This window comes from Pseudonocardia wallangbongensis (assembly GCF_054486945.1).
In genome coordinates this window covers 43,904-64,193 of sequence record NZ_JBRERS010000004.1, presented here as the reverse complement: position 1 = coordinate 64,193, position 20,290 = coordinate 43,904, and the positions used below count along the sequence as shown (strand labels likewise).

Here is a 20,290-nt window from a genome sequence, read left to right as displayed (position 1 = left end):
TTCTTAGCGCAGTCCCGCGCCGCGGGCGAGCCGCAGCAGGCGGACGTACGCGAACGCGCCACTGCCGAGCAGCGCGAGGTCCATCGGCACCCAGCCGGCCACGACCCCCTCGCTCACCCTCGCGATCAGGACGACCAGGCCGGTCACGACCAGCGCCACCGCCGCCACGAACGCCCAGCCCGGCGTCCCGAGCAGCATCCCGACCGCCGCGACGGCGAGCACGAGCGCGGGCGCGGCCACGAACGCCGTCACGACCAGGAGCTCCTCCCAGCCCGACCCGATCTCGACCCAGGCCGCGATCCACAGCGCACCGGCAACGGCCGCGACGAGGCAGGCCGCGCCTGCGGGCACCGCGGCCGGGTCGGGCACGTGCTCGGCGGCGGACCCCGCCGTACGCAGCCGGACGAACGCGCCGGCCAGCATGATCATGATCGGGAGGCACAGCAGGGCGAGCACGATCGCGACGACCGGAACGGCGACGAGGACACATGCCGCCACGACGACGCACCAGAGTTCCCCCCGCAGCACTCCGATCGCACATCCCGCGATCGCGGCCGCGTAGGCGCAGGCGACGGCGCTCCACGGCTTCTGCAGCGCGAGGGCGGCCAACGCCGCCCAGCCGAGGCTCACGACGGCGAGCCACCACCCCGCGGACGCGACCACCGGGTCCCGTGTCCATCCCGATCCCATGCTCCGGACGACCTCGCCCGGCGCATCCCGGTTGGGTCAGATCTCGACCTCACCCGAGATGCAGGTGACCGCGTCGCCACCCACCCAGACCGTGCCGTCCGCGTCCTGGTCGACGTGCACCCGGCCCTCCCGGCCCACCGCCGTGCCCTGGGAGGCGACGTAGGGGGCCTGGAGCCGGCCGGTGCGCAGGAGCCAGAGCCCGAGGCCGGCGTTGAGGCTGCCGGTGACGGGGTCCTCGAAGCTGGTGCGCCCCGCCGGGAAGAACGCCCTGACCTCGACGGCCTCCGGGGCGCCCGCCGGGTACGGGCCGGCGATCCCGAGCTTGAGGTCCTCGGCGTTCGGGGCGACGGCGAGCACGGTCTTCGCGTCCTCGAGGAGGACGCCCACCCAGCCGGGGCCGTTGTCGATCCACCGGGCGTCCCGGATCCCGGCCCGGTCGACGCCCAGGATGCCCGCGATGCGTGCCTGCAGCTCCTCGTCGACCGGCTCGTCGCGCAGCAGCGGCGGGGCGGCGAACGCGAGCCGGTCGCCGGTGCGGCGGAGCGCGACCAGCCCCGCCTCGCACTCCTGCACGACCGTGTCCCCCGTGTGCTGCGGGTTGCGGGCCAGCCAGGCGTGGCAGGTGCCGACCGTGGGGTGCCCGGCGAACGGGAGCTCCTCCGCCGTGGTGAAGATGCGGACGCGGTAGTCGGCGGCGGGGGTGGTCGGCGGGAGGACGAACGTCGTCTCGGACAGGTTCGTCCAGTTCGCGAACCGCTGCATCTGCTCGGTGGTGAGGCCGTCGCCGTCGAGGACGACGGCGACCGGGTTGCCCCGGTACGGCACGGCGGAGAAGACGTCGACCTGGGCGAACGGGCGGCTGGTCATGAGTGCAGCATCATCGGCGACGGGAGGGGCCGCCATGGCCAATCCGGGACGCGTGGCCCGGGCGGGTCAGCTCTCCGATCCGGCCCGCGACGCCCGGGTACCGCGCACCGAGCGCGGCGCGGTCGCCGAGCTCGAACCCGGCCCAGTCGAAAGGTGGGGCCGTGGTCGTCCCGACGAGCGACCACTCCCCCGCCGGGCCGGAGCCCTGCCAGGTGCCGGCGGGCACCACGACCTGAGGTCGCTGACCGGCCGCGACGTCGGGGCCGAGCACCGGCTCGCAGGCCTGCCCGTCCTCGCCGAGCAGCAGCAGCCGCAGCGGCGAGCCCGCGTACCAGTGGTACGTCTCGGTGGCCGGGAGCCGGTGCATCGCCGAGAAGTCGGGGGCGAGCAGCAGGTAGTAGATCGCCGACGAGTGCGCGTCGAGGTGCGTGCGCCGGAACAGTCCGCCTTCGCGGGGCAGCGGTTCGAGCCCGAGCAGCGCCGCCACCCGCTCACCCTCACCCACCCCGGGACCCACGGAGCGAGTCTGGCCGACGAACGAACCTATCCCTCGCTCAGGTGCACCAGCGGCAGCCCGGCCAGCGCCGCGGGCGACAGCGCCGCGGCCTCCGCGAGCACCTCGCCCTGCCGCTCCTGCATCCGGCCGTCCACCCGGGCCGCGAGGAGGTAGGCGAGCCGCCCGAGCATCCGCACGGTGGGCTCCTCGACGATCGGCCGCGGGCTGGAGACGACCGCGATCCCGGTGGGCGTGCCGTCGTTCGCCTGCGCCGCCCCGATCGTGAACGCCTCCCGCGGGTTCACGTGCCGGGACGCGAGGTGGTCGCGCAGCTTCAACAGCACCTCGTGCAGCCGCCGGAACTCACCCTCGTGCTCGCTCTCGACGGCGTCGAGGTCCGCGGCGGTGAGCAGCGCGTCGCGCGGCGAGAAGCAGCGGACGTAGGCGAGCAGGGCCCCCGTCCAGAGCGCCTCCAGCAGCACCGCGTCGGCTCCGCCGCGGCGGCCCAGCTGGGACACGAGGTGCTCGCAGCAGCGCAGCGCGTGCTGCAGGTCGTCGAGCACCGCCGCGAGTCCGGCGAGCTCGCGTGCGCTCGCCATGTCGAGCCGCCGCACCGATGTGGGTGGGGCCGCGGGTGCGGTCATCCTCGCTCCTCCTCGATGCCGGGGAACATCCGGGCGCGGATCTCGGCGAGGTGGGCCTGGACCGCCGGGGCGGCCGGGCCCTCGTCGTCGCGCCCGGGCTCGATGCCGAGTGCACGCAGCAGCGCCGATGCCGGCTCCGCGGGATCACCGGTCTCACCGAGCACGGGGTGCAGTCCCGCCTCCGCGAGGTGGTCGAACACGACGTTCACCACCGTCCACGGGTTGTAGGTCTCGGTGCTCACGGCGGTCCGTCCCGGCGCGGGATGAGCCGGCCCGACAGGTCGCGCTCGGGCCACCCGAGCAGGGCGTCGATGCGGGCGAGCACCCGCTCGGAGACGGCATGCGCCACGGCGTCGGCCTCCGCCGGGACGTCGGCGGGGGCCAGGTGGAGCACCCGCACGAGGAGCAGCTCGACGAGCGCGTACCGGCGCGCGTGGTCGGGTGACGTGAGCACGGACGCCTCGATCGTGGTCACGACGAGACCACCTCCTGTGGGTAGCGGGTGGCGAGCAGATCTCGGCAGGTGTGGCCGTTGGCCTCGATCCCGACCCGGGTCAGGCGGGCCCGCCGCAGGTGCAACGGGACCTGCTCGGCGGTGATCGGGGCGCCGTCCGGGTCCAGCAGCAGCGGCGCGTCCGGCCCGTGCGGCAGCCCCACCTCGGCGCGGCGCTGCCGCAACCGGGCCAGGTCCGGCGACGCCGGCAGCTCCCCGAGCCGGGCGCCCGCCAACTGTTGCGGGGTCCAGCCGGCGTCGACCAGCGGCCGCGCGATCCGGTCCTGCCCGGCCAGGGCGGCCTTGCGCAGGAACACCGCCCGCAGCTCGTCCAGCTCGGCGGCCGCCTCACCCGGGAACGCGCCGACGAACCCGGCCCGGGCCGCGACCCCCTCGTTGATCGTCGCGGACACGAAGTGGTCCTCCAACGCGATGTCCGCCCGTGCGATCCCGGGCACCGCGGCCACCGCGTCGTGGGCGTCGGCCACCATCAGCCACGCGAAGTTGGGCGCGCAGAAGAACGTGGGCAGCCGCAGCCGCACGACCGCGACCCCGCCGTCGGACACGGTGCACGAGGACACGAACTGCAGATCCGTGATCGGCTCGTCCAGCTCGGGGTCGCGCACCGTGTCCAACGCCGCCCACACCGCAGCGGCCAGCCCGGTCACTGCGAACCGGCCGCCGCGGCGTCGGTGAGCAACTGCTCGCCGGGCTGGTCCTGCTCGCCCGCCGACGTCGAGAGCCGGCATTCGGGCGGGACCGGGATGTCGTAGAGCTTCGCCGCGTTGATCCCGAGGATCTTCTTCTTCGAGTCGGTGGTCAGGCGCGGGTAGTCGGTGAACGCGTCGTCGTCGGGCATCTGCCAGTCGACGAGCCCCTCCACCTGCCACTTGGGCACCCAGATGTTGTAGTCACCGCCGAAGGTCATCCGGTCCTCGCCGACCCAGAACAGCAGCTCGCCCATGACCTTGGCGAAGAACTTCGGGCGGGCGTGCATCAGGCCGCCGACCACCACCGACAGGCCCGCGTAGACGTTGGGCTCCTGCACCGCCATGAAGCAGAAGTCCTCGATGCGGGGCAGCCCGACGTGCTCGACGATGAAGTTCAGGTCCTGGAAGTCGGTGGCCGCGTGGTCGACGTCGGAGACGTCGAACGCGTCCTTGTCCAGCGGCCAGATCGTCGGGCCCTTGTGCACGTGCACGTTCTTGATCCCCAGGCCCTGCGCGGCCTCGAGGAACCGGTAGGTCTCCGGGTCCGACAGCTTGTAGCCGCGCGACCCCTTGTTCCACTCCGCCGTGTAGAGCTTGACGCCCTTCAGGTTGTACCTCTGCGCGTCCGCCTCAAGCTCCTTCAGCCCGGCGTCGCCGTCGCGCGGGTCGAAGCGCCCGTTGACGATCAGGCGGTCCCCGAAACGCTCCAGCAGCTGCGCGTTCTGGTCGACGGTGTTGAACCCCGCCGTGTACCACTCCTTGAGGTAGGTCGACTGGAAGACGGCGTGGTCGACGTGGCCCTCGATGAACATGTCCCGCTCGAAGTCCTCGGGCGTGACCTTCAGGAAGTGCTCCTGGTCCCAGTGGGTCTCCGGCGGGCCCAGCTGGTGGTAGCCGTAGAAGCAGTCGATCCAGCCCTTCGCGTACTGCTCCGCGCCCGGCTTCCAGTTCTCCCGGCTGGCATCCCAGAAGTGGCTGTGCGAATCGACGATGAAGTACTTCTCGCCGTCCTTCTCATACATGGTGGTGGGCCCTTCGCGTCAGGGAAAAGAGGGTCAGGGAAAGGGGGTCAGGGGACGAGGATCGCCCGGCCGCGGACCCGGCCGGCGTCGAGGTCGTGCAGCGCGTCCAACGCCGCATCCAGCGGGTACTGCTTCGTGTGCAGGGTGACCTTCCCGGCCTGCGCGAGGACCATGAGCTCGGCCAGGTCGTTGTAGGTGCCGACGATGTTGCCGATCACGCTCTTCTCGTTGGCCACGAAATCCAGCGTCGGCGCGCTGAACTGGCCGCCGTAACCGATCACGTACTGGAAGCCGTCCGGCGCGGTCATCGCCCAAGCCTCGTTCTCCGCGCCCTGCTCGGCCACGAAGTCGAACACGACGGTGGCGCCCTCGCCCCCGGTCAGGTCCTTGACCGCGTCCACGTGGGACCCGTCGGCCACCACGGTCTCGTCGGCGCCGATCTGGCGCGCCAGCTCCAGCGCGGCCGGGTTCTTGTCGACCACGACGATCCGGGTGGCGGTCAACGCGGCCAGGCACTGGATGCCGATGTGCCCCAACCCGCCCGCACCCTGCACCACGGCCGTGGTGCCCGGCCACAACACCGGAGCGGCCTTGCGCACCGCGTGGTACGCGGTGATCCCCGCATCCGCCAACGCCGCCACATCGGCCGGGTTCGTCGAAGGATCGAGCTTCACGCAGGCCCGCGCGGTGGTGCGCAGGTACTCCGCCATTCCCCCGTCGTTGTCCGACAGCCCGGGGAAGAACGCGTTCACGCAGTGCATGTCGTTGCCACGACGGCACGGCAGGCACAACCCGCACGACGGCTGCGGGTGCAGGATCACCGTGTCCCCGACCGCGACGTTCGTGACCCCGTCACCGACCGCGTGCACCCAGCCCGCGTTCTCGTGCCCGATCACGTACGGCAGCTGCGGGTTCATCGCGGCGGCCCACTGCCCTTCGAGGATGTGCAGGTCGGTGCGGCACACCCCGGCGCCACCGACCTTGACGATCACGTCGAGGGGGCCCTGCAGCCGGGGCTCCTCGATGTCGTCGATCTTCGGATCCGTGTGGTAGTCGTGCACACGTACGGCTTTCACGACGAGTTCCTCCTCAACCGATCGACGGGCCGAGGCCCATGGACTGCGGCGTGCTCGAGTCCGGTGACGGTTGCGGTATACCCTCGTCGAGCTGCCCGAACTCGGTCATCAGCGACTTGTTCCACGGGGTGACCTCCTCGGCCACCAGCGAGTTGGTGGTGAGGATCAGGCCCGCGACCGAGGCGCCGTTCTGCAGCGCGGAGCGCACCACCCGCAGCGGGTCGAGGACGCCAAGCTCGACCAGGTTCCCGAAGCGCCCCTCCAGGGCGTCGAACCCCTCGTCGACGCCCTGCGCGGTGACCTGCTTGACGACGTCGTCGCCGTCGTAGCCCGCGTTCGTGGCGATGAGGTGCACCGGCTCGGTGAGGGCGTGGCGCACGATCTCGACCCCGATCCGGTAGTCACCACTGACGTCCATGTCGTCGAGGGCGGGCTCGGCGTGCAGCAGCGCGACGCCGCCGCCCGCGACGATGCCCTCGGCGATCGCGGCGCGCGTGGCCTGCAGGGAGTCGTCGACGCGGTGGCGGATCTCCTTCGCCTCGGCGTTGGTGGGGGCGCCGACGCCGATCACCGCGGCCTTGCCGGACAGCCGCGCGATGCGCTCGGACAGGAAGTCCTCGTCGCTGCCGATCGTGGCGCGCGCCAGCTCGGCCCGCAGCTGCGTGAGCCGCAGCTCCAGCGCCGCCCGGTCCCCGCCGCCGCCGATGATCGTGGTGCTCTCGCTCGTGACGCGCACCTGCGACGCCCGCCCGAAGTGCTCGGTGGTCATCTGCTCCAGCGCGAACGCGGCGCTGCGGCTGTGCACCTTGCCCCCGCACAGCGCCGCCATGTCCTCCAGCTGGTGGATGCGCTTCTCGCCGAAGCCGGGCGCCCGGATCGCCACGGCCTGGAACGTGCCGTTGACGTGGTTGTGCACCAGCATCTGCAGCGCCGTGCCCTCGACGGTCTCGGCGACGAGCACCAGCGGGCGCCGCTCGCCCCGCATGATCTTGTCGAGCACCGGCATCAGCTGCTGGACGTCCTTGACCTTCTCCGCCGTGAACAGCAGGTACGGGTCGTCGACGATCGCCTCGAGCCGGCCGGGGTCGGTGACCATGTACGGCGTGACGAAGCCGTTGTCGAACTGGAAGTCCTCGACGAACCCGACGCTCACCCCGTGCTGCGGGACGTCCTCCACGGTGACGACGCCGTCCTCGCCGACGGTGTGCAGCGCCCGCGCGACGACCGCGCCGATCATCTCGTCGTCGTTCGCGGAGATCGAGGCCACCCGCGCGTAGTCCTGCTCGGTGGTCACCGGGTGCGTCACCTGCTGCAGGTGCGCGACGATGCGGCCAACGGCCAGGTCGATGCCTCGCTTCACGAGCACCGGGTTGCCGCCGGAGGCGATCGCCTTCATCCCCTGCCGGACGATCGCCTGGGCCAGCACGATCGCGGTGGTGGTGCCGTCGCCGACGGTGTCGTTGGTCTTGACCGCGGCTTCCTTCACCAGCTGCGCGCCCATGTTCTCGAACGGGTCCCGCAGGTGGATCTCCCGCGCGATCGTCACGCCGTCGTTCGTGACCTCGGGAGATCCGGTGATCTTCTCCAGGATGACGTTGCGCCCCTTGGGGCCGAGCGTGCTCTTCACGGCCTCGGCCAGCTGGTCGACTCCGGCTTGGAGCAGTTGCCTTCCGTCGGCGCCGAAGCGCAGTTCCTTAGCCATGTCGTTGGTCCTCCTGGATGTTCTTCGAAACGTCGGTCTGCTGCGCGGGTGGGATCGACGAACCGGGCCGCCGCCCGCGGAGGGATGCGGGCGGCGGCCCGACGGAGGGGCTAGTTGACCGGCTTCAGGTCGAAGTCCAGGTACTCGGCCGCGTCCTCCGGATTGGCGAACATGATCGTGCGGTCGTCGAGGTGGACCATCCGCCCGTAGTGGGTGGACATGGCCTCCTCGAACTCGGCGGCGTTGAACCAGCCCTCCTCCTCGCCGGCCTCCTCGTCGACGTCGGCGTAGACGACGTCGAACCGGTTCCTGCCGTCGACGCGGATCATCGAGGGCAGGTGGGTGACCTGCACGTTGTCCAGGCGCGTCATCACGTTGGCGATGAGCACCCCGACCTGGCTGTTCATCAGCGTGAACCCGCACATGTTCGAAGCGGTGCTGTTCTGCTCGAAGGGGCTCGTGGAGGTGGCGGTCACTTCTTCAGCTCCTCGGGGGTCGAGAGGCCGAGATCGCGGCAGATCCCGGCGAACCGGTTCTTGGCCTTGTCGAGGCTGTCCTCGAAACGCGGCGGCTTCGCGTCGGGCTGCGACCACAACGGCTGCAGCTGGCGGGCCGCCTCGAGGGCCTGCGGCACCCAGTGCGCCAGCCAGCCCTGCATGAGCCCCTTGTTGTGCTCGGCGAACTCGCGGTCCTGCGTGAGCGGCGCGAAGCACGCGATCGTCCAGCGCAGGTCGCGCTGGGCGAAGTCGTACTCGCCGGCACCCATCACGGTGGGCGTCACGAAGTCGCCGTGGCCGGCGGCCGACTGCATCACGAGGTTGCTGCGGAACAGCTCCCCGAGCAACGGCTCGAACACGACGTTCGCCGCGAAGATCGCCTCGCCCCAGTCGTCCTCGACCGCGGTGAGCGCCTCGCAGACCTTCCGGACGCCCTGCCACTCGGCGTCGGAGTTCCACGCCTCGAGGTGTGCCGCCCCGTCGAACCCCTCGATCTCCTCGCTCAGCGTGAGGTTGTACAGCGCGAGGTCCTGCGCGAACCGGATCTTGTGTGCGCTGTTCACCGCCAGCGCCGTGTTGTGCATGTTCGTCGGCGCGGACCGCTCGTTCGCCGCGAACACGTACAGCCCCAGGATGTGCTCGATGTGCATCCACGCGCCGACGTGCCGCTCGACGAACCGGACCCAGTTCGGCGACCACTGCTCGAACGACTTCGAGTGCCGCGCGTTCTCGATGTTCTGGTTCAGCTGCCGCACAACGTTGGCGTTGTAGCGGTAGATGGTCTGTTCCCACTCCTCGTTGGGATCGCGGAACTCGTGCCATCCGTGGGCCGGCCAGCTCTCGACCGGGAGACCGCCCGTGCCGGGACCGCGCTGCGGCTCCGGCTTGTCGACGCCCCAGGCCTTGAGCTTCGTCCAGTGCAGCGGGTAGCCCGTCTCACCGTCGGCGAACCCGTAGATCCAGCCCTGGGTCAGGTAGTGGCGCGGGTCGGGCTGGACGTCGACCGTGACGTCTTCGTAGTGCGTCTGCTTGCGCTTGGCCGGCGTGAAGTAGTTGTAGCGCCGCGCGCTCGCCGAGGAGTCCGGGAACTCGCGCGCCCCCGCCTCGGCATCGGTGAAGACGGGCTTCGGAACGCTCCGCTCCGGGCGTTCGGTAGTCGTCATGGCTGGTCCTCCGGATCACCGGTGGTGGTGAACTTGTCGTAGAAGATGCGGTCGGTCGTGCAGCCGAGCCTGCTCAGCACCGCGAGCGCCGCGTCGACCATCGGCGGCGGGCCACAGACGTACGCGTCCTTCCCGGCCAGGCCGGACTCGTGGCGGGCGACGACGTCGGTGATCAGACCGGTCTCCCCCTGCCAGTCGTCCGCAGCGGACGGTTCGGACAGCGCCGGCACGTAGGTGAGACCGGGCAGCTGCTCCTGCAGGCGTGCCAACTCCTTCTCGAAACACAGGTCCCGGGCCGATCGGGCCCCGTAGTAGAACCTCACCCGGCGCTCGACCCCGCGCTCGGCCATCGACCGCAGGAGCCCGAGCATCGGCGCCATCCCCGCACCCCCGCCCACGAAGATCAGGTCGGATGTGCGGCTCTCCCGGAGGGTGAAGGTGCCGAACGGCGCCTCCACCGCCAACCGGTCCCCGACCTGCAGCCGGGAGGCCAGCAACCCGGAGAACAGGCCGTCGGGATAGACCTTGATGACGAACTCGAACTGGCCGTCCCGGCTGGGCGTGTTCGCCATCGAGAAGGAGCGCGTCTCGTCGGTGTCCGGTACCTGGAAGTCCATGTACTGGCCCGGGAAGAACTTGATCTCCTCGGGTTCGACGAGCTTGACGACGAGGTGTCGCATGTCGTGGGTGACCGAATCGATCGCCACGACCTCGACCGTGCCGCGGCGCAGTGGCAACCCGCCCCGGATGATCTCCTCGTCGTAGTTGAGGAGCTCGATGGTCAGGTCCTCGTAGGCGTGCGCCCGGCAGAGCAGCGTCTGCCCCTCCTCCCTCTCGAAGTCCGGCAGCGCGAACGTCGAGTAGCGGTCCAGCTCGATGTCCTCGCCCTCGAGCACGAAGGACTTGCAGGCTGCGCACTGACCTTCCTTGCAGCCGTGCATGAGCTGGACGCCCTGCTCGGCGGCGGCGCGCAGGATGGTCTGGTCCTCGTCGACCTCGATCTCGATGCCGACCGGCTCGAACCGGACGATGTGCTTCTCACCCAACGGGGTCTCCATGCGGTTCCGGGAAGGGAACGGGAGCAGGCTCGGCAGGGAGAAGGCCGGCGGTGACCGGCCCTCTCCCCTCGCCTGACCCGCGCTCAGGCGTCAGCAGGGGCAGGGCGCCCGGCCGGTCCCTGACGGACGTAGTCGGCCGCGAACGCCGCACGCTCGGCGTCGCTCATCTGGTTCAGCAACACGTTCGGGCTCTGCACGACCGGCATGCGGCGCATGTGGTCGAGCGTCCACATCTTCTTGGGGTCGAGATTCAGGTGCGGCTGGGCGGTCATGGTGTTCCCGTCGTCCCGCACGGCACCCATGTCCTTGGCGATGTCGGCCCAGTTCCAGCCGTGGTAGAGCGTCTCCCATTCCCGGTGCCCGACGAGCCGGCCCATGTTCGGGGTCTCGCGACCCTCGTACGTCGGCCGGAACGCCACCTTGTCGGTCCAGTGGCACATCTCGTGGCAGTACGTCCGCCACTGGCCGTCCACCTCGTCCATCACCATGTCCTCACGGACGAGGCAGGGGACCATGCACGTCCAGCACCGGTGCGGGTACACGTAGTCGACGTTCTCCGCGACGATCGCGTTGTGCCCGTTCGGGGTGGCGAGCCGGTTGTAGTTCTCCCACCACTTCCCGTACCTGTCGTACCAGCCCGGGTACTTGTGCTCGAACCACTCGAAGTCCTCGTCGGTCATGCCGTCGATCCGCCAGTAGTTGGCGAGCCAGCCGGTGGCGAAGAACTGCGCGACCTCGTGGACGTAACCCTTCTCCCAGATCTGCTTCCAGGACTCCTCGACGAGGTCGTGCGGGATCTCGAGACCGTACTTCTCCAGCGGCACGAGGTAGGACCGGTAGTAGTCGTCGTAGATCCAGCGACGCCACATCTCCGCGTAGGACTCGCGGTCCTTGCGGCGGTCCTTCGTGCCGTACTCGATGAACGTGCCGATCGCGGCGTCCACCACGCGGTGGTTGTTCCACCACGCGTAGCGCAGGTCGCGCGCGAGCAGCTGGTGGTTCTCCTCGTCCGACAGCGCCATCAGCAGGGTGGCGTAGCCGTTGGAGATGTGCCGCGACTCGTCGGACTGCACCGAGTGGAACACCGTCGGCAGCAGGTAGTCACCGTTCGCGGCCGCCTCGGCCGGCATCGCGACGAACAGCGTGTTGGTGAACGCGGTCTCGGCGACGATCGTCAGGTAGATGCTCGCCGCGGTGATCGCGTCACCCGTGATGAACCCCTCGGCGAACTGGCGGCCGATGGTGCCGCAGTAGTCGCCCTGGAATCCGCGCAGGCTGGTGTTGAAGCCCGCCGGGTCGATGTAGTTGTTCATGTACAGGCGCTTGAGGTTCTGCTGGATCGTCGAGTGCCGGACCTCGTCGATCATCTGGATCGCCTGGCCGTTGTGCAGCTCCGGGTTGGGAACCGTGTGGAACAGCATCGGCATCGATCGCGCCGCGGAGATCTCCGGCAGCGGGATGATCGACAGGAACAGCTTCTGCCACTCCAGCCAGCGCTCCTGCACCTGGCGGAACATGTTGCCGCGGATCGCGCCGTCCTGGGCGCCGTACACGCGGTGGTCCTTCTCCTCCTCCATCGGGAAGTACGACCGCAGCACCTGCTTCAGCGGGTCCTTCTTCGCGGCCTTCCGGAACGTGTAGTCAGTGCCGTACTTCATGTACGGCTCGTGGTACAGGGGCTCCCAGGCAAGTTCCTGGATCTTCTGGTGAGCCTTCGCCAGACTCTGCCGACTCACGACATCTCCTCACGGGTGGTGGGTTGGCGGCGAGCCGCCGACGGCGCGGGTTGTCGTCTGCTCGTGTTGCCGATCACACCCCCTGCCGCTTGCATACGCGGTCTCAATATGAGACGGGCGTCACTCCGTCCGAGCACCTACCCTTGGTGGACGCTGACGCGTCGACACCGCCGTCGAGGAGGCCCGATTGGCTGCGCGAACGGAAGGCGGGTCGCGGGCTGCGGCCGGAACCGCCACCGAGGAGCTCGCGCGCGCCCGCGTGTCGTTCCTCCTGGACGAGCCCGTGCAGAGAGGCGTGGTGCGGGAGCCGATCCTGGCCTCGTGGTCCCGCTCCCTCGCCTGGCACGTCCCCGCGGACCACATCGAGCTGCCCTACGACGACATCGACCCGGACAGCCTCCTGGCCCGCGCCGCCGGGCCCGTGCTCTCCGACGTCTCCGACCAGTTCGCCACCGAGCCGGTGAGCGTGATCCTCTGCGACGCCGGCGGCGTGGTGCTCGACCGGCGCACCGCGGACACCGGCCTGGAGAAGCACCTCGACCGCGTGCTGCTCCGACCCGGTTTCAGCTACGCCGAGCGCCACGTCGGCACCAACGGCATCGGCAGCGCCCTGGAGGGTGGCGGGCCGGCGCAGGTGTTCGGGCACGAGCACTACGTCGAGCACCTCGAGGACCTCGCCTGCGCGGGCGTCCCCGTCCGGCACCCGGGCACCGGCCGCGTGCTGGGCGTCGTCGACATCACCTGCTGGCACACCAACGCCGGAGCCATGATGGCCGCCGCTGTGGCCTCGATCGGACGCCGGATCGAGGAGGCCGTGCTCGCCCACTCCGGGCGGCGCGAGCACCTGCTGCTGCAGGACTACCTCAGGGCGTGCCGGCGCGCGCGGGGCGCCGTGTTCGCGATCGGCTCCGACCTCCTGATGATGAACGACCGCGCGCGCGAGCAGTTCGACGCGCGGGACCAGGGAGCCCTGCTCGCCGAGGCCGTGGAGGCCCTCGCCTCGGGCCGCGAGCGCCGCCTCGTCGTCGACCTCCCCAGCGGGCTCACCGCGCGCGTGCACTGCAAGCCGAGCTTCAGCGAGAGCGGTATGGGCGGCGGCGTGCTGCAGGCGCAGCTCGTCGCCCAGATGAACCAGGCGGAGCCCAGCGGCGCCGCCCCGGCGTACGCGCTGTCCCTGCCCACCGCCGTCGGGTCCAGCACGTCGTGGAAGAAGTGCGGGCAGGCCGTCGACCGGCACTTCCATGCGCGGGAGTGGCTGATCCTGGAGGGGGAACCGGGGGTCGGCAAAGGCACGCTCGCCCGCGCCACGCACCGCAACCGCACCCCGGCCGGCCACCTGCGCGTGCTCGACGCCGCCGCGTACGGCCCGCAGTGGATCGGCGAGGTGGCGGGCGAGCTGGAGCACGCCGGCACCCTCGTCATCACCCACCTCGACCGGCTGCCCGCCGCCGGCGTCACCGCGCTCGCCGACACCCTCGAGCCCTACCGCGAGGCGACGGGGATCGAGCGGCCGTGGGTGGCGGCCACCGTCACGCGCGACCCCCACCGGCGCAGCGCGGACCTGGCGGCCCTGCTGACCTGCTTCCCGCGGACCGTCGAGGTGCCGCCGCTGCGCCACCACATCGAGGACGTCGCCGAGCTGGTGCCGCACCTGCTCACCCACCTCGCCCGGGGCAGCCTCACCTGCTCACCCGAGGCCATGCGCGTGCTCATGCGCAACCGGTGGCCCGGCAACGTCGAGCAGCTGCAGCAGGTGCTGCGCAAGGTCGTGGCCAAGCGCCGCGCCGGCGTCGTCGAGGCCCGGGACCTCCCGCCGGAGTGCCGGGTCACCACTCGCCGGGTGCTCACCCCGCTGGAGGCGATCGAGTGCGACGCCATCATCGAGGCGCTGCTCGACACCGACGGCAACAAGGTCGAGGCCGCCCGGCTGCTCGGCTCGTCCCGCGCCACGATCTACCGCAAGATCCGCGAGTACGGGATCTCGATGCCCACCCCGGTGGAGGCGGCCCGGCGCGGCTAGCCCCCCGGTTGATCGGTCCGAGATCCGCGTGAACGCCCCCACGAAGGCGCTCACCGTGATTTCGCAATGATCAACGCAGCACGATCCATCCGAGATGAGGGGAACTGCCCTCACGAGGGCGTTCAGCGTGGTCTCGCAGCGATCAAGGCCGCATGATCAGTCCGAGTTGCGGCGGATCGCCCCGCCTGGGGCGCTGAGCCGCATCCCGCAGCGATCACGCCCCCCGAAGTGAATGATCATGTCGACTCCTTTGAGCCTTCCCGAGACGCGTGGGGTCGACCTGATCATGAAAACGCGGGGCTCGGCGCGCCGTCGGGTGCCCACACCACTGTCCGGCGGTCGCGCCGCAGGGTGACCACACGCAGTCGCTCTGCCGCCCAGGTGACGTGCTCGTACGCAGGCCCGGGAGGGTACGCAGGCCCGGGAGGCAGGACGAGCATCTCGCAGAGCGTCCACGAAATCGGTGGTTCTGCCTGGGTCCGATCCCGGCCGTCCCTCCGATGAGACCGCCGGCGACAGACCGACCCACCGGCCGCTCCCGCCGGGGCCCCGTCCTAGGCGTCCGTGCGCACCTCGGTGCCGTCCTGCGCCCAGCGGGTGTGGAACACGCCCTCGGTGTCGGTCCGGCGGTAGGTGTGGGCCCCGAAGAGGTCCCGCAGCCCCTGGATCAGGTTGGCGGGGCCGCGCTCGCGGCGGTAGCCGTCGTAGTAGGACAGCGAGCTCGCGAACGCCGGGATCGCCACGCCCTGCTGCGTGGCCGTGACCACCACGCGCCGCCACGCGTCCTGCGCCTCGGCGACGGCGTCGGTGAAGTAGGGCACCATCAGCAGGTTCTCGACGTCCCCGTGCTCGGCGTAGGCGTCGCGGATCCGGTTGAGGAACTGCGCGCGGATGATGCAGCCGCCCCGCCAGATCGTGGCCATCGCGCCGAGGTCGAGGTTCCAGTCGTTGGCCGCCGATGCGGCGCGCATCTGCGCGAAGCCCTGCGCGTAAGCCACCACCTTGCTGGCGTACAGCGCCTGCCGGATGTCCTCGACGAGGTCGGTGCGGTCCTCGCCCGCGCCCGGCACCGGGCCGGCGAGGGCGCCGGCGGCCGCCTTCCGCTCGCTCTTCAGCGCCGAGAGCGTGCGCGCGAACACGGCCTCCGTGATGCCGGTGAGCGGGACGCCCAGATCGAGCGCGTCGATCGCCGTCCAGCGGCCGGTGCCCTTCTGCTCCGCCTCGTCGAGGATGACGTCGACGAGGGGACGGCCCGTCCGGGCGTCGGTCTTCTGCAGCACCTCGGCCGTGATCTCGATGAGGAACGACTCCAGGTCGCCGGAGTTCCACTCCTCGAAGATCTTGCCGATGGCCGGGGCGTCGAGGCCGGCGACGTGCGTGAGCAGGTCGTACGCCTCGGCGATGAGCTGGATGTCGGCGTACTCGATGCCGTTGTGCACCATCTTGACGTAGTGGCCCGCGCCGTCGGGGCCGACGTGCACGGCGCACGGGGTGCCGTCCACCTGCGCGGCGATGCTCGTGAGGATCTCCTCGACCTCGGCGTACGCGGCCGGGTCGCCGCCGGGCATGATGCTCGGCCCGTTGAGTGCTCCCTCCTCGCCACCGGAGACGCCCACACCCATGAACCGCAGGCCGCGGGCCGCACACTCCTCGGTGCGGCGCCTGGTGTCGGGGAAGTGCGAGTTGCCGGCGTCGATGATGATGTCGCCCTCGTCGAGCAGCGGCGCCAACTCCTCGATCACGCCGTCGACGGGGGCGCCCGCCTTCACCATCACGATGATCCGCCGCGGCCGCTCCAGCGCGGCGACGAACTCCTCGAGGGTCTCCGCCGCCGTGAACGCGCCCTCCGACCCGTAGGCCTCGATGAACTCCCGGGTGCGCGCCGCCGTCCGGTTGTGGACGGCGACGGGCGTGCCCCGGCGCGCGATGTTGCGGGCCAGGTTCGCCCCCATCACGGCCAGCCCGGTCACCCCGATACGGCTCTTGGCGACGGTCGCGTTCGCGTCTGGCACTGTCATCGCTTCCCCTCGGACTCAGATGCCTGCGCACGAACGCTACCGCCCACCCGATGGCCGCCGTCGCCCGTCGGCCCACCGGTACGGCGGGTGATCACGGGGTTGCCGGCACCCAAACGTGAGATGGCCTACATCCCCGTCGACAGCCTCGGCGGCCGTCACCCAGAGTGGAGGCTCGCCGGCGGGCACCTTGCTCCCCCTCGCCCGTCCGACCCGAGGAGTCTCCCCCGATGCTCGTTGATCTGTTCGCGCTGATCCCCGCCGTCCTCGCCGGAATCGGCGGTGCCCTCCTGGGCGACAAGGTCGGTGCCTGGTTCAAGAAGACCCGCACCACCAGCGACGGCTAGCGGCGCGAGCGCGCGGCCAGGATCCGCAGGACCGCGCGCTCCAGCGCGTAGTCCGGGTCGGCCGCCGCGCCCTTCACATCGGCGTTGACCTCGGCGGCGGCGGCGAACGCCTCCGTCAGGGCCTCCGGGCCCCACCCGCGCACGGCCTGCTGGGCCTTGCGGATCTTCCACGGCGGCATGCCCAGGGTGCCGGCCAGGCGGTTGGGGTCTCCGCGGCCGGCCGACCCGACTTTCGCGAGCGTGCGCAGCGCGTCGGCCAGGGCGTCGGCGACCAGCACGGACGGCGTGCCGAGGAGCTGCGCCCAGCGCAGCGCCTCGATCGCGCCGGCGCGGTCGCCCGCCACGACCTTGTCGGCCACCGCGAACCCGGAGGCCTCCGCCCGGCCGCGGTGGTAACGGCGCACCGCGCGCTCGTCGACCGACCCGCCGGTGTCGGCGACCAGCTGGCTCGTGGCCGAGGCGAGCTCCCGCAGGTCCGAGCCGACGGCCTCGAGCAGCGCGCCGATCGCGTCGCCCGTGATCTTGCCCCCGACCCGGCGGGCCTCGGCGCGCACGAAGTCGGACCGCTCGTCCATCCTCGTGATCTTGTTGCACGTGGTGACGGTGGCGCCGGCCTTCCGCAGCGCGTCGACGAGGCCCTTGTTGCGCGCCCCGCCCGAGTGGACGACCACGAGGACGATGCCCTCGGCCGGGTCGGCCGACTGCTCGACGATCGCCGCCGCCAGCTCCTTGCCCACCTCCTGCGAGGCGAGCAGCACGAGCACCCGCGCCTCGGCGAAGAGCGACGGGCTCAGGCTCGCGGTCAGGTCGGCGGGGGTGAGCTCGGCCGCGCGGACCCGGCGCACCTCGACCGCCGGATCCCCCGCGCGGACCTCCGCCGCCACCTGTTCGATCGCCCGCTCGACGAGCAGCTCCTCCTCGCCGACGACGAGGCGGAGCGGGGCGGGCGCAGCCATGCGTCCATGCTCGCGCACGGCCCCGACATCGCGTGACCCGGCTCCCAGATCACGCAACGAACTTGGGAGCCGCGGTGATCGTGCCGTAACGTGGCGGGCACAACCGAATATGGCTCATCCAGAGGGGCAGAGGGAACGGCCCGACGAAGCCCCGGCAACCGGCGATGCGCGCTCTTGCGCTCGAACACGGTGCCAATTCCGACCCGCACATCGCGGGGAAGATGAGGAGACGTCTCATGACCCTGGCTGCTGGCGCCCCTGCGACCTCCACCGCCTTCGATCTCGGACCGGCCCGCGCGCTGTCCTGTCGGGAGTGCGGCCACCAGATCCCCCTCGCCGCCGAGTTCGCGTGCCCGGAGTGCTTCGGCCCGCTCGAGGTGGCCTACGACTTCGGCGCCGTCACCCGCGAGTCGATCGAGGCCGGGCCCAAGTCCGTCTGGCGCTACAGGCACCTGCTGCCGGTGCCGTCCGACGTGCAGTCCCACCCCAACACCGAGCCCGGTCTCACCCGGCTGATCAAGGCCGACAAGCTCGCCGCGGCGCTGGGCGTGCGCTCGCTGTGGATCAAGGACGACACCGGTAACCCCACCCACTCCTTCAAGGACCGCGTGGTGGCAGTGGCCCTGGCCGCCGCCCGCGAGCTCGGATTCTCGGTGCTCTGCTGCCCGTCCACCGGCAACCTGGCCAACGCGGTGGCCGCCGCAGCGGCCCGGGCCGGCTGGGACTCCGTGGTGCTGATCCCGAGCTCCCTCGAGCAGGCCAAGGTCCTCACCACCGCCGTCTACGACGGCACCCTGATCGCCGTCGACGGCAACTACGACGACGTCAACCGGCTCGCCACGGAGCTCGCCGCCGAGCACGAGGACTGGGCGTTCGTCAACGTCAACGTCCGGCCCTACTACGCGGAGGGCTCCAAGACCCTCGGCTACGAGGTCGCCGAGCAGCTCGGCTGGCGCCTGCCCGAGCAGGTCGTGGTACCTGTGGCGTCCGGCTCGCAGCTGACCAAGGTGGACAAGGGCTTCACCGAGCTCGGCACGCTCGGGCTCGTGGAGCCCACCCCGTACCGGGTGTTCGGCGCGCAGGCCACGGGGTGCTCGCCGGTGGCGAAGGCGTTCGAGGACGGCAACGACGTCGTGCAGCCGGTGCGCCCCGACACGATCGCCCGCTCCCTCGCCATCGGCAACCCGGCCGACGGCCCGTACGTCCTCGACACCGTGCGCCGCACCGGCGGGGCGCTCGCGCACGTCAGCGACGAGGAGGTCGTGGACGGCATCCGGCTGCTCGCCCGCACCGAGGGCGTGTTCGCCGAGACCGCCGGGGGCGTCACCGTGGCCACCGCGAAGAAGCTCATCGAGTCGGGGCAGCTCGACCCGGACGCCGAGACCGTGCTGCTGATCACCGGCGACGGGCTCAAGACCCTCGACGCCGTGTCCGGCCACATCGGCCCGTCGGCCACCGTGCCCTCCACCAGCAAGGCGGTGCGCGAGGCGCTGGCGGACCGCGGGCTCTGACTCCGCTTCAGGCGGTGAGCCACCGCCCGTCGCGCATGAGGTCGCGGCCGTCGTGCTCGTCCACCTCGCGCCACGCCTGCACCCGCCGCGGCCGCACGCGGAAGTACAGGTAGGGCGCGGAGTACCGGCGGGGATCGAAGCCGGTCTTGGCGGCGAAGGCGTCGCCGACCTCCTCCGGGAGGTCGGTCATCGCCAGAGCCTGCACCACGCCGTCGACGAGTACGACATCCCGGCTCGGCCCGATCCCGATCCGCACGCGGCCGGTCTCCCGCAGGTTGCGTGCGGTCGGGCTGGCGGCGGCCGTGGCGATCAGGAGCGTCTCCCCGTCCCAGAGGAACGACAGCGGCACGAGGTACGGGAGGCCGTCCCCGCCCGTCGCCACCCAGGCGTCGACATCCTGCCGAAGCCGGGTGAGCGTGTCCTGCTTGCGCTGCTGCCGGGTACGGGGAGCGCTCATGCGGACCAGCATCCCCGATCGCCTCACCCGACCCCTGACCGCGGCCCCGGACCGCTCCAGCCCCGCGATCAGGTCGGGTTGGCCGGGCGCACGTCCCATCCCCCGGCCGTGAGCCGGCGGATGGCCGCCTCGACGTCGGGGCGGCCCGCACCCTCGGCATCGATCCAGGGCGACCAGTTCCGCGACCAGTCGAGGGACAGGGCCCCGGCCTCGTTGACGATCCGCACCCCGAACGGGGACGTGCCCGACCTCGTCGCGAGCGGGCCGGCGACCCGGAACGCGTCCCCGGACCGCTCGACGGGATAGCGGATCACCCCCGCTCCCTCGGGTATCAGCAGCTCGTTGCCCCCGCTCTCGACACCGCGGCCCGTCTTCTCGGGAAGGCGAGCACGGACCGCTTCGACGATCAGCTGGAGCCAACCGGTCCTGGAGTCCTGCTGCAGGCACTCCTGCTCGACGAGGAGCGTGCCCAGCCAGTCCAGGACGACCGCGCGGTCGAGCCGTTCGGTCCGATCCACCACGAGGTCGTTCCAGATCTCGGGGATCGCGACCGTTTCGGGCGGCGCGGCGAGGCGCAACTGGTGGAAGCGTTCGGCCGGCTGCGGGTCGCCCCGCGGATAGCCGAACTCGGCGTCGCAGCAGACGAGCTCGACGTTCACCGCGAGCGGTTCGAAAAGACCGTCACCCAGCGAGAAGAGCGCGTCCACGGCCATCGCGGCGAACGCACGCTGGTCGTCGACGCCGACCGGGGCAACGATCTCGGCGTACGTGTGCGGACGGGCCTCGGTCCAGATGCTCACCTCGGTCACGTGCACCTCGCCCTGTTCTCG

20 protein-coding genes and 1 riboswitch are annotated in these 20,290 nt (G+C 71.2%); of the genes, 2 read left to right on the top strand and 18 right to left on the bottom strand.

What is annotated here, in order from left to right:
• Window positions 1-3: 3 nt before the first annotated feature.
• The 14 genes from ACU436_RS15485 to ACU436_RS15420 form a co-directional block, all read right to left on the bottom strand.
• Window positions 4-663 carry a hypothetical protein gene (locus tag ACU436_RS15485; RefSeq protein ID WP_459025816.1) on the bottom strand — a complete coding sequence of 220 codons (660 nt, stop codon included), beginning with the start codon at window positions 661-663 and terminating at the stop codon, window positions 4-6.
• Window positions 664-726: 63 nt separating this feature from the next.
• Window positions 727-1,557 carry a PhzF family phenazine biosynthesis protein gene (locus ACU436_RS15480; RefSeq protein WP_459025815.1) on the bottom strand — a complete coding sequence of 277 codons (831 nt, stop codon included), beginning with the start codon at window positions 1,555-1,557 and terminating at the stop codon, window positions 727-729.
• Between the two features lie 10 nt (window positions 1,558-1,567).
• The gene (locus ACU436_RS15475) at window positions 1,568-2,074 is read right to left on the bottom strand and encodes a cupin domain-containing protein (RefSeq protein WP_459025813.1); all 507 of its coding nucleotides are present in this window, start codon (window positions 2,072-2,074) and stop codon (window positions 1,568-1,570) included.
• Window positions 2,075-2,100: 26 nt separating this feature from the next.
• The gene (locus ACU436_RS15470; protein ID WP_459025811.1) at window positions 2,101-2,697 is read right to left on the bottom strand and encodes a hypothetical protein; all 597 of its coding nucleotides are present in this window, start codon (window positions 2,695-2,697) and stop codon (window positions 2,101-2,103) included.
• Window positions 2,694-2,939 (bottom strand): hypothetical protein, encoded by a 246-nt coding sequence (locus ACU436_RS15465; protein WP_459025809.1) that lies wholly within the window; start codon window positions 2,937-2,939, stop codon window positions 2,694-2,696. The genes ACU436_RS15470 and ACU436_RS15465 overlap by 4 nt, the downstream gene beginning before the upstream one ends.
• A complete protein-coding gene (locus ACU436_RS15460; protein ID WP_459025807.1) occupies window positions 2,936-3,172 on the bottom strand; it encodes an iron dependent repressor, metal binding and dimerization domain protein in 237 nt (78 codons plus the stop codon). The genes ACU436_RS15465 and ACU436_RS15460 overlap by 4 nt, the downstream gene beginning before the upstream one ends.
• Complete coding sequence (locus ACU436_RS15455; RefSeq protein WP_459025805.1) at window positions 3,169-3,858, bottom strand: iron-sulfur cluster assembly protein; 690 nt, start codon at window positions 3,856-3,858, stop codon at window positions 3,169-3,171. Before ACU436_RS15455 ends, ACU436_RS15460 begins: the two co-directional genes overlap by 4 nt.
• Window positions 3,855-4,922, bottom strand: coding sequence for an amidohydrolase family protein (locus ACU436_RS15450; protein ID WP_459025803.1), 1,068 nt, complete (start codon window positions 4,920-4,922; stop codon window positions 3,855-3,857). The genes ACU436_RS15455 and ACU436_RS15450 overlap by 4 nt, the downstream gene beginning before the upstream one ends.
• 47 nt (window positions 4,923-4,969) lie before the next feature.
• Entirely contained in the window at window positions 4,970-5,998 is a 1,029-nt protein-coding gene (locus tag ACU436_RS15445) for an NAD(P)-dependent alcohol dehydrogenase (protein WP_459025801.1), read from the bottom strand.
• Window positions 5,999-6,011: 13 nt separating this feature from the next.
• Entirely contained in the window at window positions 6,012-7,700 is a 1,689-nt protein-coding gene (gene groL, locus ACU436_RS15440; RefSeq protein ID WP_459025799.1) for a chaperonin GroEL, read from the bottom strand.
• A gap of 110 nt (window positions 7,701-7,810) precedes the next feature.
• The gene (gene mimD, locus ACU436_RS15435) at window positions 7,811-8,176 is read right to left on the bottom strand and encodes a propane 2-monooxygenase effector subunit MimD (RefSeq protein ID WP_459025797.1); all 366 of its coding nucleotides are present in this window, start codon (window positions 8,174-8,176) and stop codon (window positions 7,811-7,813) included.
• Window positions 8,173-9,360, bottom strand: coding sequence for an aromatic/alkene monooxygenase hydroxylase subunit beta (locus tag ACU436_RS15430; RefSeq protein WP_459025795.1), 1,188 nt, complete (start codon window positions 9,358-9,360; stop codon window positions 8,173-8,175). Before ACU436_RS15430 ends, mimD begins: the two co-directional genes overlap by 4 nt.
• A complete protein-coding gene (locus ACU436_RS15425; RefSeq protein ID WP_459025793.1) occupies window positions 9,357-10,406 on the bottom strand; it encodes an FAD-binding oxidoreductase in 1,050 nt (349 codons plus the stop codon). The genes ACU436_RS15430 and ACU436_RS15425 overlap by 4 nt, the downstream gene beginning before the upstream one ends.
• Window positions 10,407-10,501: 95 nt before the next feature.
• Complete coding sequence (locus ACU436_RS15420; protein ID WP_459027004.1) at window positions 10,502-12,139, bottom strand: ferritin family protein; 1,638 nt, start codon at window positions 12,137-12,139, stop codon at window positions 10,502-10,504.
• 202 nt (window positions 12,140-12,341) lie between these two features.
• On the opposite strand from ACU436_RS15420, the gene ACU436_RS15415 reads away from it, so the two are divergent.
• Window positions 12,342-14,174 carry a sigma-54-dependent Fis family transcriptional regulator gene (locus ACU436_RS15415; protein WP_459025791.1) on the top strand — a complete coding sequence of 611 codons (1,833 nt, stop codon included), beginning with the start codon at window positions 12,342-12,344 and terminating at the stop codon, window positions 14,172-14,174.
• Between the two features lie 554 nt (window positions 14,175-14,728).
• Here ACU436_RS15415 and gndA read toward each other — a convergent pair.
• Window positions 14,729-16,192, bottom strand: coding sequence for an NADP-dependent phosphogluconate dehydrogenase (gene gndA / locus ACU436_RS15410; RefSeq protein WP_459025789.1), 1,464 nt, complete (start codon window positions 16,190-16,192; stop codon window positions 14,729-14,731).
• Window positions 16,193-16,532: 340 nt separating this feature from the next.
• Complete coding sequence (holA, locus tag ACU436_RS15405; protein ID WP_459025787.1) at window positions 16,533-17,492, bottom strand: DNA polymerase III subunit delta; 960 nt, start codon at window positions 17,490-17,492, stop codon at window positions 16,533-16,535.
• 111 nt (window positions 17,493-17,603) lie between these two features.
• Window positions 17,604-17,720: riboswitch (SAM riboswitch) on the top strand.
• Between the two features lie 8 nt (window positions 17,721-17,728).
• Between holA and thrC the strand changes: the two genes are divergently transcribed.
• Window positions 17,729-19,003 carry a threonine synthase gene (gene thrC, locus ACU436_RS15400; RefSeq protein ID WP_459025785.1) on the top strand — a complete coding sequence of 425 codons (1,275 nt, stop codon included), beginning with the start codon at window positions 17,729-17,731 and terminating at the stop codon, window positions 19,001-19,003.
• Between the two features lie 7 nt (window positions 19,004-19,010).
• Here the strand turns inward: thrC and ACU436_RS15395 are convergent, their stop codons facing one another.
• Window positions 19,011-19,460, bottom strand: coding sequence for a pyridoxamine 5'-phosphate oxidase family protein (locus tag ACU436_RS15395; protein WP_459025783.1), 450 nt, complete (start codon window positions 19,458-19,460; stop codon window positions 19,011-19,013).
• 68 nt (window positions 19,461-19,528) lie between these two features.
• The gene (locus ACU436_RS15390) at window positions 19,529-20,269 is read right to left on the bottom strand and encodes a hypothetical protein (protein ID WP_459025781.1); all 741 of its coding nucleotides are present in this window, start codon (window positions 20,267-20,269) and stop codon (window positions 19,529-19,531) included.
• Between the last annotated feature and the right edge of the window lie 21 nt (window positions 20,270-20,290).

Coding starts and splice junctions, on each gene's coding strand:
- ACU436_RS15430 (WP_459025795.1), bottom strand. CDS start 9,360: ATGACGACTACCGAACGCCCGGAGCGGAGCGTTCCGAAGCCCGTCTTC.
- gndA (WP_459025789.1), bottom strand. CDS start 16,192: ATGACAGTGCCAGACGCGAACGCGACCGTCGCCAAGAGCCGTATCGGG.
- ACU436_RS15395 (WP_459025783.1), bottom strand. CDS start 19,460: ATGAGCGCTCCCCGTACCCGGCAGCAGCGCAAGCAGGACACGCTCACC.
- holA (WP_459025787.1), bottom strand. CDS start 17,492: ATGGCTGCGCCCGCCCCGCTCCGCCTCGTCGTCGGCGAGGAGGAGCTG.
- ACU436_RS15450 (WP_459025803.1), bottom strand. CDS start 4,922: ATGTATGAGAAGGACGGCGAGAAGTACTTCATCGTCGATTCGCACAGC.
- groL (WP_459025799.1), bottom strand. CDS start 7,700: ATGGCTAAGGAACTGCGCTTCGGCGCCGACGGAAGGCAACTGCTCCAA.
- thrC (WP_459025785.1), top strand. CDS start 17,729: ATGACCCTGGCTGCTGGCGCCCCTGCGACCTCCACCGCCTTCGATCTC.
- ACU436_RS15480 (WP_459025815.1), bottom strand. CDS start 1,557: ATGACCAGCCGCCCGTTCGCCCAGGTCGACGTCTTCTCCGCCGTGCCG.
- ACU436_RS15470 (WP_459025811.1), bottom strand. CDS start 2,697: ATGACCGCACCCGCGGCCCCACCCACATCGGTGCGGCGGCTCGACATG.